A 13,884-nucleotide genomic window follows, 5' to 3' on the forward strand; every position below is an offset into this window, starting at 1 on the left:
GAACATGCCTGAATGCAAACAAGGAAGGAGGGCATCACAATGGCCGAGCAACCTCGCCAGCAAGGGGAATACGAAGACTTTTCCGGGGAGCAAGCGCCCGGTGGGCGATCCGCGAAAATGACATGGGGCCTGCGCGCCTTCGGGTTGGTCATGGCGCTGCTGGTCTGGCTCGCCATGGGCCAGGCCGAAGGGCTGTCGTCGGACGCGCGCTGGGTCGCGACGATCGCCACCCTGATGGCGGTCTGGTGGATGACCGAGGCGATCCCGCTCTCGGCCACATCCCTGTTGCCGATCGTGCTGATCCCGATGGTGACGGAGCGGACCGTGGGCCAGGCCACGGCACCCTACGCCAGTCCCATCGTCTTTCTATTCCTCGGCGGCTTCCTGATCGCCATCGCCATGGAGAAATGGAACCTCCACCGACGCATTGCGCTGCTGACGCTGGCACGGGTGGGTGTCGAGCCGAAGCGCATCGTGCTCGGGATGATGCTCGCCACGGGCTTCCTGTCGATGTGGGTATCCAATACCGCGACGACGCTGATGATGCTGCCGATCGGGCTCTCCGTGCTGGCCCTGGTCGCAGAGCGTAGCGGCGAGTCGCTGAAGACGGCCACGCCCGGGCACGACCCCGCAGGCCACGAACATGACCACCACCGGCCCGGTCATGTGGACTTCATCTTCGACGACAACATCAAGCGGTTCGGCCTCTGCCTGCTCCTGGCGATCGCCTGGTCGGCGAGCATGGGCGGCCTCGGTACCCTGCTCGGCAGCCCGCCGAACGCCATCGTCGCCGGCTATGCCGCCGACGAACTGGGGCGCAACATCGGCTTCCTCGAGTGGATGATGCTCGGCGTGCCGCTGGCCTTCACCTTCATCCTGGTGGGCTGGGTGCTGATGACCCGGGTGCTCTACCCGTTCAAGGTCGAGGAGATCCCCGGCGGAAAAGAGATGATCGATGGGGAGATCCAGAAGCTCGGCACCTTCAGTCAGGGTGAGAAGATGGTGCTGTTGGTGTTCCTCTCGGCGGCGTTCCTCTGGGTCGTACCCGGCGTACTCGGCAACATCCCGGGCGTAGGCCAGTGGCTGGGGCCGCTGGGCAATCTCGATGACACCGCCATCGCCGTGGCCGCCGGCATCGCGATGTTCATCCTGCCCGGGAGAGGCCGCAGCGAGATGGTGCTGACCTGGCAGGATGCCGAGGACGGGCTGCCCTGGGGCGTACTGCTGCTGTTCGGTGGCGGCCTGAGCCTCGCCGGCGCCGTCGCCGCGTCCGGCCTCGACAGCTGGTTCGGCCAGCAGGTCACGGGCCTCGGCATGCTGCCGATCATCCTGTTGGTCGCCGCCGTGGCCACGATCATCCTGTTCCTGACCGAGGTGACCAGCAATACGGCGACCGCCGCGACCTTCATCCCCGTGCTCGGGGGCGTTGCGCTCGGTATCGGCGCCGACCCGATGACGCTGCTGATCCCGGCGGCCTTCGCCGCGACCTGCGCCTTCATGCTGCCGGTCGGTACGCCCCCGAACGCCATTGTCTTCGGCACCGGTGCGGTCACCATCGCCCAGATGGCCCGTGGCGGGGTCGTACTCAACGTCATCGGTATCGTCTTGATCACCCTCTTCTGCTACCTGATCGGCGGCTTCGCGCTCGGGCTGCAGTTCTGATCCCGGATGGGCGGTACAGGCAGTCAATAGCCACTGCCGTACCGCTTCAGTAGAATGCCCTCAGTCCTCTGGCCGGGCAGCACCCTGTCAGTCCCGGCGGCGATTGAAAGCCCAGCCACCCTGTTTCAAGATCCAGCATAACGAGTCGAGGTACGGATGACGGCAAGCCGGGCGGTGTCCTGTCGAACGCCTCTCCCCGCCGCCTCGCGGTGGGTGCGGCTGGCCGTATTGGCCGCCTGCCTCTCTGTGCCCACGGCGGGCTGGGGGCAGGCCGGGTCGGACGCTCCCGATGGTGCCAGGGAGGTCATCGTCGTCGGCGGCGATCACTACCATCCGCCCTATGAGTTTCTCGACGAGGACGGCGAGCCGGCCGGCTACAACGTGGAGCTGACCCAGGCCATCGCCGAGGTGATGGGCATCGAGGTGCGTATCGAGCTGAAGCCATGGAGCGAGGTGCGCCGCGGGCTGGAGCAGGGCGAGATCGACATCCTCCAGGGCATGTCCTATTCCGAGGCGCGTACCGAGCGCTTCGATTTCGCGCCGCCCCACGCCATCGTCCATCAGTCGATCTTCGCCCGCCGCGGCGATCCGGTGGTGGAGGTCGAGGAACTGCGCGGCAGGGAGGTGATCGTCCAGCGCGGCGACATCATGCACGACTACCTGATCGAGCACGACATCGGCGCCGTGGTGATCCCCGTCGACACCCACGCCGACGCGCTGCGGGCGCTGGCCGCCGGCCAGCACGACTACGCCCTGGTCGCCAACCTGCCGGCGCTCTACCTCAGCCGCGAGCTGGGGCTGACCAACCTGGTGCCGGTGGCCAGGCCCTTCTCCCTGCGCTACGGCTACGCGGTGAGGCAGGGCGATGCCAACCTGCTGGCCAAGTTCAGCGAGGGGCTGGCCATCCTCAAGAACACCGGCCGGCATCAGGCGATCTATGATCGCTGGCTGGGCCCGCTGGAGGGCCGCGAGGGCTTCCCCTGGCACAAGGTCGGCCAGGTCGGCGCGGCGCTCTCCGCGCTGCTGCTGCTGGTACTGGGCGCCATCATGATCTGGAACCGCATGCTCAAGCGCGAGGTGGCGGCACGCACCGCGGAGCTGCGCCAGCATCAGCAGCAGCTGATCCAGGCCGACAAGATGGCCTCCCTCGGCATCCTCGTCTCGGGGGTGGCCCATGAGATCAACAACCCCAGCAGCCTGCTGCTGCTGAACCTGCCGGTACTGCGCGACGCCTACGCCGACGCAGAGCCCATCCTCGAGGCCCACTACCGCGCCCATGGCGACTTCCCCTTCGGCGGGCTGCCCTATTCGCGCATGCGCGAGGAGATTCCCGGCATGATCGACGACATGGAAGAGGGTACCCGGCGCATCAAGCGCATCGTCGGCGATCTCAAGGGTTTCGCCCGTCAGGACGGCGACGCGCTGAGCGAGGTCTTCGATCTCAACGAGGCCGTGGCCACCGCCGTGCGCCTGGTCGACAATTCGATCCGCCAGGCGACCAGCCGCTTCGAGACACACTACGCCCGTGACCTGCCGCCCCTCGAGGGCAACGCCCAGCGTATCGAACAGGTGGTGATCAACCTGGTGCTTAACGCCTGCCAGGCGCTGCAGGAGACGACGCAGGGCATCCGGCTGGCGACGCGTCACGATCGCGCCACGGGCAGGGTCGTGCTGGAGGTCCGCGACGAGGGGCGGGGCATCGAGCCCGACGCGATGAGCCGGCTGACGGACCCCTTCTTCACCACCCGGCGTGAATGTGGCGGCACCGGGCTGGGCCTCTCCGTCTCCGCCGGCATCGTGCTCGAGCACCAGGGTAGCCTGGCCTTCGACTCACGCCCCGGCGAGGGTACCCGCGTGACCCTGGCGCTGCCGGCGGCCATGAAAGCCGCAGCGGCACCGCCCGGCGACGGACGTCAGGACAGCGATACACGCCGTCACGAGGAGCAGGACACGCCATGAGCCAGAGCCTCTATCCCGCCTTCGGGCTGCTGCTGGTCGACGACGAGCCCGCCTTCCTGCGCAGCCTGAGCATCGCCCTGGAGCGCAACGGCGGCATCACCCATATCCACCGCTGCCAGGACAGCCGCGACGTCATGGACATCCTGGCGCGGGAGAACATCGGCCTGGTGACCCTCGACCTGACCATGCCCCACCTGTCGGGAGAGGAGCTGCTGGCACGCATTGTCGAGGAGTATCCCGACGTCGGCGTCATCGTGATCAGCGGCCTCAACCAGGTGGAAACCGCGGTCAACTGCATCAAGCTTGGCGCCTTCGACTACTTCGTCAAGACCGACGAGGAGAGCCGGCTGATCGAAGGCATCCGGCGCGCCATCCGTCTGCAGGAACTGAGCCAGGAGAACCAGGCGCTGCGCAGGCGCGTACTCTGCGACACCCTGGAGCACCCCGAGGCCTTCGCCCATATCGTCACCGCCGACAGGGCCATGCGCTCGGTCTTCCAGTACCTGGAGTCGGTGGCGCTGACCCGCCAACCGATCCTGATCACCGGCGAGAGCGGCGTGGGCAAGGAGCTGATCGCGCGTGCGGCCCACACCTTGAGCGGCCGCTCCGGGCCGCTGGTGTGCGTCAACGTGGCGGGCCTGGACGACAACGTCTTCGCCGATACGCTGTTCGGCCATCAGCGCGGCGCCTTCACCGGCGCCGACCAGCCCCGAGCCGGCATGATCGAGCAGGCCGCGGGCGGCACCCTGCTGCTCGACGAGATCGGCGACCTCAGCCCGGCCTCTCAGGTCAAGCTGCTGCGCCTGCTCCAGGAGGGCGAGTACTACCCGCTGGGCAGCGACCGGCCCAAGCGTCTCCAGGCCCGGGTGGTAGTGGCGACGCACCACGACCTGGGCGAGAAACAGCGAACGGGCACCTTTCGCAAGGACCTCTACTATCGCCTGCGCACGCATCAGGTCCACATCCCCCCGCTGCGCCAGCGCAAGCAGGATATCGCCCTGCTGCTGGATCACTTCCTCGCCGAGGCGGCCGAGGAGCTCGGCAAGAGCAAGCCGAGCTATCCGCCCGAGCTGACGGTACTGCTGGGCAACTACGCCTTTCCCGGCAACGTGCGCGAACTCCGCGCCATGGCGTTCGACGCCATGAGCCAGCATCGCAGCCGCACGCTCTCCATGGACGCCTTCAGGCGTGACATCGACCAGGCCTCCGGGGGCGACATCCCGTCGCGCCATCGCCAGCGAGCCGTGTTCGCGCCCGACGAGCCGCTGCCCACGCTGGACGAAGTCGCCGACCTGCTGGTGGAAGAAGCCCTGCACCGCGCCGAGGGCAATCAGTCCATGGCCTCACGCTGGCTGGGCATCTCGCAGCCCGCCCTGAGCAAGCGGCTGAAGAAACGGCGCAGCGAAGGGTCATAACCTGGGTTATAGCAATAACCGAGGTTATATCCCACGTACTCCATTGAAATTATTGAATTTTATGGTCTCCCGCCTCGCCGGGATGGGCCCGAGGTTATACCGCTTAACTCTTCTTAATCCCGCCAAATTCCATTTAACCCTTTGAGGACAGTGAGTTAGGAATGCCCCGGACTGGCATGGACCTTGCGTTGGTAATCCGGCCCGCTCATGGCGGGCCTCGTCAACAAACGCAAGCCAGAGGTTCATCCCATGCCAAGAACAACGACTCCCGCGGCCACCATACGGCCTGCTTCGCTTAACGCCCCGCTCTTCATCGGCCGGGGGAACGCATGATGCTCGACCTGATCAACGACTTCCTCTGGAGCAAGTTGCTCATCGCCCTGCTGCTCGCGGTCGGTGTCGGTTTCACCGTGAGATCCCGCTTCGTCCAGTTCCGCTATTTCACCCGCATGTTTCGCATTCTCGGCGCCAGCCAGGCGTTCAAGCGCGACAAGCACGGCCACCTGAGCTCCTTCCAGGCCCTGCTGCTCTCCGTGGCCGGCCGCGTCGGCGGCGGCAACATCGCCGGCGTTGCGGTGGCGATCACCCTGGGCGGCCCCGGGGCGATCTTCTGGATGTGGGTGGTCGGCCTGATGGGCATGGCCACCAGCTTCCTCGAGTGCACCCTGGCCCAGACCTACAAGACGGCCCAGCCGGACGGGACCTATCGCGGCGGCCCGGCGTACTACATTGCCCACGGCCTCGGCAGCCACTGGAAGTGGCTCGCCGCCATCTACTCGGTTCTGCTGCTGGTCACCTTCGGCTTCGGCTTCACCGCCCTGCAGTCCTATGCCGTGGCGACCTCCTTCGACGATGCCTTCGGCATACCGGTCGCCTATACCGGCCTGGGCATGGCCGTGATCGTCAGCCTGATCATCTTCGGCGGCATCAAGCGCATCGCTCGCGTCACCGAGGTGCTGGTGCCGGTGATGGCCGTCGGCTACCTGCTGATCGCCATCGTGGTCGTGGGCATGAACCTGCCGCGCATTCCCGAGGTCATCCTGCTGATCGTCAACAGCGCCTTCGGCCTCGAGCAAGCCGTCGGCGGCGGCATCGGTGCCGCCATCATGATGGGGGTCAAGCGCGGTCTGTTCTCCAACGAGGCGGGGCTCGGCAGCGCGCCCAACGTCGCCGCGGTAGCCTACGTGCCGCACCCCGCCAACCAGGGCATCGTCCAGGCCTTCTCGGTGTTCATCGACACCCTGATCCTGTGCTCCTGCACGGCCTTCATCATCCTGCTCAGCGGTGCCTACGACCCGGCGACCGGCGCCGACATCGGCGGTGTGGCGCTGACCCAGGCCTCCCTGGCCGACCACGTGGGCGAATGGGGTCGCAGCTTCGTCAGTGTCGCGCTGCTGCTGTTCGGCTTCAGCACCATCCTCTATAACTACTATCTGGGCGAGAACAGCCTCAACTACTTCAGCGAGAGCAACCAAACGCTGTTCAACGTCTTTCGCGTCGCCATCGTCGCCCTGTGCGGCTGGGGGGCGATGACCGACCTGGGCACGGTATTCGCCTTCGCCGACGTGACCATGGGCTTCCTGGCCCTGGCCAACCTGGTCGCCCTGCTCCTGCTGTTCAAGCCGGGGCTGCGCATCCTGCGTGATTTCGATGACCAGATCCGCGCCGGCATTCGTCATCCCGTGTTCGATGCCGACAAGTTCGCCGACCTGGATATCGACCCGGCCGCCTGGGAGATCGAGCCCGAGGACCTGCAGCGACTCAAGCAGTACGAGACCGCAACGGCCCCCGGCCAGCCGGCGAAGTAAGGGTGCGACCTACCGTGCCCCGGCCCTCGGCCGGCCTCGAGACGTCGGGGCCGGCCGAGCCCACACGAACCCGGGCGGAGAGGACGGACATGCAGGGCTGGATCGAAGACATCCACGCACGAGCCCGAACACGGCTCGGTAGCGGACACGTCGCCAGCTACATTCCGGCACTGGCCCGGCAGGATCCCGAGCGGCTCGGCATCGCCGTGTGCACCAACGCCGGCGAACTGTACGCCGCCGGCGACGCCGAGATCCCCTTCTCGATCCAGAGCATTGCCAAGGTGCTGTTGCTCACCCTCGCCCTGCGTACCCACGGCGAGGGGCTATGGGAGCGGGTGGGCCTCAACCCCTCGGGCATGCCGTTCAACTCCCTGGCCCAGCTCGAGGCCGAACGGGGCAAGCCGCGCAACCCCTTCATCAACGCCGGCGCCATCGTGGTGACGGATCGCCTGGTCAGCGCCTTCGCCACGCCGCCCAAGCACCTGCGGGACGTCGCCAGGCGGCTGTCGGGCAACGACGCGATCCTGATCGACGATGGGGTGCTGGCCTCGGAGTGGCAGCACCGCTCGCGCAATGCCGCCGCGGCCTACCTGATGAAGGCGTTCGGCAACCTCGACAACGAGGTCGACGAGGTGCTCCACACCTATTTCTCCTGCTGTGCGCTGGCCATGAGCTGCAAGGACCTGGCCATCGCCCTGAGCTTCCTCGCGGCCGGGGGGCAGGCCCAGGCCATGGACGAACGCTTCGTCTCGCCGGGCCTGACGCGGCGGATCAACTCGATCATGTCGACCTGCGGCCTGTATGACGCCGCCGGCGACTTCGCCTATCGCGTCGGCCTGCCGGCCAAGAGTGGCGTGGGTGGCGGTATCGTCGCGGTGGTGCCGGGCAGGATGACGATCTGTGCCTGGTCGCCGGCACTCGACGAGAGCGGTAACTCGGTGGCTGCCCAGTACGCCCTGGAGCTGTTCGCCGAGGAGTTCGACCAGATGCCACCGAGTGGGTAAGGCGTCACCCGACTATCGGCCGCCGCCCGATGACGCACCCTTGGCCGGGCAGGTATACTGTTTCGCCTGAATGCGCAGCCATGGCGCTCGCCCCCTTTCGCCTCGTGCGAACGGGGGCATTTGCGATCCGGAGCCCGATATGCCCCAAGGTACCCTTTTCATCATTTCCGCCCCCTCGGGTGCCGGCAAGACCACGCTGGTGCGCGAGCTGATCGATAGCCTCGACGGCATCCAGGTCTCGGTGTCCCATACCACCCGGAGCCAGCGCCGCGGCGAAGTGGACGGGGTGAACTACCACTTCGTCGACGTGGCGGCCTTCGAGGCGATGATCGAGCGTGGCGAATTCTTCGAATACGCCAGGGTGTTCGACAACTACTACGGCTCGTCGCGCCCAACGGTGGAGGCGATGCTCAATGCCGGACAGGACGTGATCCTGGAGATCGACTGGCAGGGTGCTCGCCAGGTTCGCCAGCAGATGCCGGACGCGGTCTCGATCTTCATCCTGCCGCCCTCACGGGACGAGCTGGAGCGCCGCCTGGCCAGCCGCGGCACCGATGAACATGCCACCATCGCCCGGCGCATGCGCGATGCGGTCAGCGAGATGTCGCATTACGACGAGTACGACTACCTGGTGGTCAACGACGACTTCACCACCGCCCTGCGCGAACTGCAGTCGCTGGTGATCAGCCGGCGCTTGAGCGTCGCCCGTGTACAGAAGGAGCACGGCCCGCTGCTGGCGGCGCTGTTATCCTGACCCCAGCCGCAGGCGCTTGTCCTGACCCCAGCCGCAGGCGCTTGTCCTGACCCCAGCCGCGGGCGCTTGTCAGGGATGCCAGGCGTCGAGTAATCTAGTCTGTCCTGTTCCATTTCGAATTTCCGGCTACGGCCGGGAATATCCATAGCTTTTCGGGAATACCTACATGGCGCGTGTCACCGTCGAAGATTGTCTGGAAAACGTCGAGAATCGCTTCAAGCTGGTGATGATCTCCACCCAGCGCGCTCGTCAACTCGCTCGCGGCTCCCGCGACGCCCTGCTGCCCTGGGAAAACGACAAGCCTACCGTGATGGCCCTGCGCGAGATCGCCGCCGGCCTGGTCGACAAGAGCGTACTGGACGAGCCGATCGAGGCGCCGGTCCGAATTCGCCATGAGGGCGAGCCGGGCATCGCCATCGAGGAGTAAGGCTAGCACTCAAGGCGCGCTAATGTTCACCATCGACGACCTGGCCGACCGACTCGGCGGCTACCTACCTCCCGACGAGATCCAGCAGGTCAAGCGCGCCTTCTACTACGCCGAGCAGGCCCATGACGGCCAGCGCCGGCGTTCGGGTGAGCCCTACGTGACTCACCCGCTGGCCGTGGCCAATATCCTCGCCAACATGCACATGGACCATCAGAGCCTGATGTCGGCCATGTTGCACGACGTGATCGAGGATACCGGGGTCTCCAAGGAGGCACTGGCCGAACAGTTCGGCAAGCCGGTGGCGGAACTGGTCGATGGCGTCTCCAAGCTGACCCAGATCACCTTCGAGGACAAGGCCGTCGCCCAGGCCGAGAACTTCCAGAAGATGGTGCTGGCGATGTCTCGGGACATCCGCGTCATCATCGTCAAGCTTGCCGACCGCCTGCACAACATGCGCACCCTGGGCGCCCTGCGTCCCGAGAAGAAGCGCCGCATCGCCCGCGAGACACTCGAGATCTACGCCCGTATCGCCAGCCGGCTGGGCATCAATACCATCCGGGTCGAGCTCGAGGACCTCTCGTTCCAGGCGCTGCACCCGATGCGCGCCGAGCGTATCAAGCGCGCCGTCTCCAGCGCCCGCGGCCATCGTCGCTCGGCGATCCGCCAGATCCAGAACACGCTGCAGCAGAGCCTCGACGACGAGCAGCTCTCCGGCACGGTGATCGGCCGCCAGAAGCACCTGCTGTCGATCTACAAGAAGATGCGCGACCAGCGCAAGCCGTTCGCCGAGATCATGGATGTGTTCGGTTTTCGCATCATCACCGAAGACGTCGACAGCTGTTATCGCATTCTCGGCGTGGTGCACAATCTCTACAAGCCAGTGCCGGGGCGCTTCAAGGACTACATCGCCATTCCCAAGGCCAACGGCTACCAGAGCCTGCATACCACCCTGTTCGGCAGCGGCGGCATGCCCATCGAGGTACAGATCCGTACCCGCGAGATGGAGGCCATGGCCAACAATGGCATCGCCGCCCACTGGCTCTACAAGGCGGGCCAGACCGATCACCCCATCGCCGAGGGCAGCCACGCCCGCGCCCGGGAGTGGGTCAAGGGCCTGCTCGAAATGCAGCGCCATGCCGGCGACTCGCTGGAGTTCATCGAGCACGTCAAGAACGACCTGTTTCCCGATGACATCTATGTCTTCACGCCCCGCGGCGACATCATGGAACTGCCCCAGGGCGCCACGGTCATCGACTTCGCCTACACGGTGCACACCGACATCGGCAACAACTGCATCGCCTGTCGCATCGACCGCCACCTGGCACCGCTCTCCACCCGCCTGGAGAGCGGCCAGACCCTGGAAATCATCACCGCCCCCGGTGCCAAGCCCAATCTCGCCTGGCTCAATTTCGTGGTCACCGCCAAGGCGCGCTCGGCGATTCGGCACGCGCTCAAGCACCAGCAGCATACCGAAGCCGTACAGCTGGGCCGACGCCTGCTCAACAAGGCCCTGAGCGAATTCGAGACCAGCCTGGAGGAGCTCCCGGCGCAGGCCCTGCCACAGGTACTGGACGACCTGTCGCTCAAGCACGAGGATGCCCTGCTGGAATCCATCGGCTTGGGGACACGGGTGGCCTATGTGGTCGCCAGGCACCTGGTCGATGCCCTCCATGGCGACAGCGCCGACGACAGCCCGCGCACCCTTCAGCCCCACGGGCCCATCGTGATCAGCGGTGCCGAAGGCATGGTGATCAAGTTCGCCCGCTGCTGTCATCCGCTGCCCGGCGACCCGGTGATCGGACACCTGTCGGTGGGCAAGGGCATCGTGGTACACCGCACCGAGTGCCGTAACCTCGAGGAGCTGAAGAGCGATCCCGACAAGCTGCTCGCCCTGGAGTGGTCTGCCGATATCGACGAGGATTTCCCCGTGGCCCTGCGCCTGGAGATCGAGAGTCGCCGGGGCCTGGTTGCCGAGCTGGCCAGCCTGGTCACCGACGCCGATGCCAACATCGAGCGCATCGGCATCGAGGAGCGCGACGTGCGACTCTCCATCGTCCACCTGACCCTGGCGGTGCGTGACCGCGTACACCTCGCCCGCATCATCAAGCGTATCCGCAACCTCTCGCAGGTCGGCAAGATCACCCGCGTCGGAAACTGAACTCCCTTCGACCTGATCACCGCCCATGGGGCGGGAAGCAGCGTCACTTCGACGATTCCGTTTTTCATCCACAACGAAACTGAAGGAGCCACTCCATGAGCAACAAGGCCGTCATCAACACCGACAAGGCACCCGCCGCCATCGGCCCCTATTCCCAGGCGATCAAGGCCGGCAATACCGTCTACCTCTCCGGCCAGATCCCCCTCGATCCGGCCACCATGGAGCTGGTCTCCGACGACTTCGAGGCCCAGGCCCGTCAGGTCTTCACCAACCTCAAGGCCGTCTGTGAGGAGGCCGCCGGCTCGCTGGGTGAAATCGTCAAGCTCAACCTCTACCTGGTCGACCTGGGCAACTTCGCCATCGTCAACCAGGTGATGGAGGAGTTCTTCGATAAGCCCTACCCGGCCCGCGCCGCGGTGGGCGTCAAGGCACTGCCCAAGGGCGCCCAGTTCGAGGCGGAAGCAGTTATGGTCATCGGCGACTAGGAAAGGGCGGATTTGCTACTGCGCTCGATATCCTGGCCGCCGGCGGTGCTCGCTGTCCTCATGTAGCGAGCTACACTCCGGCAGCTGCGCTCCGGCGGCGGCCAGCCTCTCTTCGCTCGTAACGCAAATCCACCTCTTTCCGAAACAGGACTATGAGACTTTTTATTGCCCTGGTGCCACCGTCCGAGCTGCGCAGGCGGCTCGGCGAGCTGGCGGACTTCGCCCACGCCCGCTGCGGCGGGCGACGCATGCCGGACGAGAGCCTGCACCTGACGCTCGCCTTTCTCGGCGAGGTGGAGGAGGTGCAGGCCCTCGAGCTCGCCGAATGGGTGCAGGGCCTTGCCATGGCGCCCGGCGAGTGGCGCCTCGATGGCTGGGGCTACTTCAAGCGCCCCGGTATCGTCTGGGTCGGGAGCCAGGCATCCGCCCCGGCGCTGGCAGAGCTGCAGCACAAACTCTGGCAAGGCCTGGAGGCCCGCGGCCTGACCGGCCGTCCCGGCAGGTTCGTTCCCCATGTCACCCTGCTGCGACGGGCCAACACACGCCGGCTGCAAGACCTTCCCCCCATCGACCTGGCGTGGTCTTATAATCAGCTTGAGCTGATCCAATCCTTTACCGATGAGCGCGGCGCTCGTTACCGCACCCTGGCCGTATCGCCAGGATGAGCCTCAAGGCGGAAGCACGCCATCAATTGGCTCGCCAATTATTGGTGCACAAGAAAAAGGAGAACACGTTGCTTCGCGCAAGGACACTAATTGCTCGACTCTGCGCCTGCCTGGCATTGGCGGGCAGTCAAGCCGGCCTGGCCGATCTCTATGTTGCCGGCGGCGTCACCAGCGAATCGACCGCGGCCCTGCGCATCGAACTCGACACCATGGTCGGACTCGAACGCCTGCACCCGCAGCTCGACCTGCGCCTGGCCAGCGGGCTACTGCTGCTTTCCAGTCGCGAGAAGGACGCCAACGCCGCCTGGCTGCTGACCCCGGCACTGCGCTATACCTTCGCCGGTCAGCGAAGTCCATTCATAGAGGCCGGCATCGGTGGCGCCCTCTTCCTCAATACGCGACACGAATCGCGGGAGCTCTCCACCGCCTTCCAATTCCAGGATCGCATCGCCGCGGGCCTGCCGCTGGGCGGCGGAGAGCTGGCTCTGAGCCTGACCCACTACTCAAATGGCGGCATCAAGCGCCCCAACGACGGCTTCGAGGTGTTGGCCCTGGGCTATCGCTGGGCGCTTTGATGTCACATGCGACCGGTGAACCGATCTAGACCGGCTCGGGCAGGAAGCCGCCCTCCTTCATCACCTGTGCATAACCTTCACGGTAGCTGGGGTAGCGGAAGGCATAGCCCGTCTCGAGCAGGCGGGTGTTGTCGCAGCGCTTGCTGGCACGCTTGCGCAGCGGCGCCTGGATCACTTCGGTGGGCTCCACCTTGAGTTTCCCTGCCATCCAGGCCATCACGTCATAGAGCGGGTCCGGGGCGCAGTCGCTGGCCAGGTAGAGCGCCTCCAGCGGCTTTCCTGCCTCGCTGAGTTCGATCAGGTGCTTCAGCACGCCGGCGCAGTCGTCGCGATGGATGCGGTTGGAGTACATGGGCGGGGTCGCCGGCGCGATGCGGCCTTCCAGTACCTGGCGGATCAGGCGGTCACGGCCCGGGCCATAGATGCCGGAAAAGCGCACTGCCGTGCCGGGTATCGGGCTATCATGAAGAGCCTGTTCCGCTTCCCGCATCAGCACGCCGGAGAAGCCGGGTGCCTCGGCAGGGCTCTCTTCGTTCACCAGCTCGCCTTCCTTCTGGCTGTAGACGCTGGTGGAGGAGACGAACAGAACTCGCTGCGGCGCGCTATCGCGCCCCTCGTAGGTGCGCAGTACCGCCTGGAGCCCATCGAGATAGGCGGCACGATAGGCGGCCTCCTCGAAGCGGTCGGCGCTGAGCACATAGACCACGAAGTCGGCACTGGGCAGCTTGGCCAGGGCGGCTTCGTCGCTGAGGTCCAGCGCCAGGGGCTCGATACCGCTGCCCTCCAGTGCCGCTACGCCGCGTCGAGCGCCGATAACCCGGTGGCCGGCCGCGATCAGCTCGCCGCCCAGCACCATGCCGATGTCGCCACAACCTAGAATCAGTGTCGTTTTCTTCACCTTTCTCTCGCCCCCTGATAAAAAGTCCCTATTGAAATCCATGTATCTATCGTCCGAGAGGATGCCCAGCGGGC

12 protein-coding genes are annotated in these 13,884 nt (G+C 65.8%); 11 read left to right on the forward strand and 1 reads right to left on the reverse strand.

Annotation, left to right across the window (positions count from 1 at the left end):
• Positions 1-39: 39 nt before the first annotated feature.
• The 11 genes from LY622_RS01340 (at position 40) to LY622_RS01390 (ending at position 12,912) form a co-directional block, all read left to right on the forward strand.
• The gene (locus LY622_RS01340) at positions 40-1,662 is read left to right on the forward strand and encodes an SLC13 family permease (RefSeq protein ID WP_234289243.1); all 1,623 of its coding nucleotides are present in this window, start codon (positions 40-42) and stop codon (positions 1,660-1,662) included.
• A gap of 156 nt (positions 1,663-1,818) precedes the next feature.
• A complete protein-coding gene (locus tag LY622_RS01345; protein ID WP_234289244.1) occupies positions 1,819-3,621 on the forward strand; it encodes a transporter substrate-binding domain-containing protein in 1,803 nt (600 codons plus the stop codon).
• Positions 3,618-5,036 carry a sigma-54-dependent transcriptional regulator gene (locus LY622_RS01350; RefSeq protein ID WP_234289245.1) on the forward strand — a complete coding sequence of 473 codons (1,419 nt, stop codon included), beginning with the start codon at positions 3,618-3,620 and terminating at the stop codon, positions 5,034-5,036. Before LY622_RS01345 ends, LY622_RS01350 begins: the two co-directional genes overlap by 4 nt.
• A 332-nt stretch (positions 5,037-5,368) precedes the next feature.
• The gene (locus LY622_RS01355) at positions 5,369-6,844 is read left to right on the forward strand and encodes an alanine/glycine:cation symporter family protein (protein ID WP_234289338.1); all 1,476 of its coding nucleotides are present in this window, start codon (positions 5,369-5,371) and stop codon (positions 6,842-6,844) included.
• Positions 6,845-6,933: 89 nt separating this feature from the next.
• Positions 6,934-7,848 (forward strand): glutaminase B, encoded by a 915-nt coding sequence (glsB, locus tag LY622_RS01360; protein WP_234289246.1) that lies wholly within the window; start codon positions 6,934-6,936, stop codon positions 7,846-7,848.
• Between the two features lie 139 nt (positions 7,849-7,987).
• Positions 7,988-8,602 (forward strand): guanylate kinase, encoded by a 615-nt coding sequence (gmk, locus tag LY622_RS01365; protein WP_234279823.1) that lies wholly within the window; start codon positions 7,988-7,990, stop codon positions 8,600-8,602.
• 166 nt (positions 8,603-8,768) lie between these two features.
• Entirely contained in the window at positions 8,769-9,029 is a 261-nt protein-coding gene (gene rpoZ / locus LY622_RS01370; RefSeq protein ID WP_043517557.1) for a DNA-directed RNA polymerase subunit omega, read from the forward strand.
• Positions 9,030-9,051: 22 nt separating this feature from the next.
• Positions 9,052-11,187, forward strand: a complete 2,136-nt coding sequence (locus LY622_RS01375; protein ID WP_234289247.1) for a RelA/SpoT family protein — start codon at positions 9,052-9,054, stop codon at positions 11,185-11,187.
• Positions 11,188-11,282: 95 nt separating this feature from the next.
• Positions 11,283-11,672: a RidA family protein gene (locus LY622_RS01380; protein ID WP_234289248.1), complete on the forward strand. Its 390-nt coding sequence runs from the start codon at positions 11,283-11,285 to the stop codon at positions 11,670-11,672.
• Positions 11,673-11,824: 152 nt separating this feature from the next.
• Positions 11,825-12,337 (forward strand): RNA 2',3'-cyclic phosphodiesterase, encoded by a 513-nt coding sequence (gene thpR / locus LY622_RS01385; RefSeq protein ID WP_234289249.1) that lies wholly within the window; start codon positions 11,825-11,827, stop codon positions 12,335-12,337.
• A 68-nt stretch (positions 12,338-12,405) separates the two neighbouring features.
• Positions 12,406-12,912: an acyloxyacyl hydrolase gene (locus LY622_RS01390; protein ID WP_234279827.1), complete on the forward strand. Its 507-nt coding sequence runs from the start codon at positions 12,406-12,408 to the stop codon at positions 12,910-12,912.
• 25 nt (positions 12,913-12,937) lie between these two features.
• On the opposite strand, the gene LY622_RS01395 is transcribed toward LY622_RS01390, so the two are convergent.
• Positions 12,938-13,810, reverse strand: a complete 873-nt coding sequence (locus tag LY622_RS01395; RefSeq protein ID WP_234289250.1) for an NAD-dependent epimerase/dehydratase family protein — start codon at positions 13,808-13,810, stop codon at positions 12,938-12,940.
• Between the last annotated feature and the right edge of the window lie 74 nt (positions 13,811-13,884).

The sequence above is a fragment of the Halomonas alkalisoli genome (assembly GCF_021412585.1).
GTDB classification, from domain to species: Bacteria; Pseudomonadota; Gammaproteobacteria; order Pseudomonadales; family Halomonadaceae; genus Halomonas; species Halomonas alkalisoli.

Excerpts from the sequence above, each read along its gene's own strand:
- LY622_RS01340 (WP_234289243.1), top strand. The coding sequence starts at position 40 with ATGGCCGAGCAACCTCGCCAGCAAGGGGAATACGAAGACTTTTCCGGG.
- LY622_RS01345 (WP_234289244.1), top strand. The coding sequence starts at position 1,819 with ATGACGGCAAGCCGGGCGGTGTCCTGTCGAACGCCTCTCCCCGCCGCC.
- LY622_RS01350 (WP_234289245.1), top strand. The coding sequence starts at position 3,618 with ATGAGCCAGAGCCTCTATCCCGCCTTCGGGCTGCTGCTGGTCGACGAC.
- LY622_RS01355 (WP_234289338.1), top strand. The coding sequence starts at position 5,369 with ATGCTCGACCTGATCAACGACTTCCTCTGGAGCAAGTTGCTCATCGCC.
- glsB (WP_234289246.1), top strand. The coding sequence starts at position 6,934 with ATGCAGGGCTGGATCGAAGACATCCACGCACGAGCCCGAACACGGCTC.
- gmk (WP_234279823.1), top strand. The coding sequence starts at position 7,988 with ATGCCCCAAGGTACCCTTTTCATCATTTCCGCCCCCTCGGGTGCCGGC.
- rpoZ (WP_043517557.1), top strand. The coding sequence starts at position 8,769 with ATGGCGCGTGTCACCGTCGAAGATTGTCTGGAAAACGTCGAGAATCGC.
- LY622_RS01375 (WP_234289247.1), top strand. The coding sequence starts at position 9,052 with ATGTTCACCATCGACGACCTGGCCGACCGACTCGGCGGCTACCTACCT.
- LY622_RS01380 (WP_234289248.1), top strand. The coding sequence starts at position 11,283 with ATGAGCAACAAGGCCGTCATCAACACCGACAAGGCACCCGCCGCCATC.
- thpR (WP_234289249.1), top strand. The coding sequence starts at position 11,825 with ATGAGACTTTTTATTGCCCTGGTGCCACCGTCCGAGCTGCGCAGGCGG.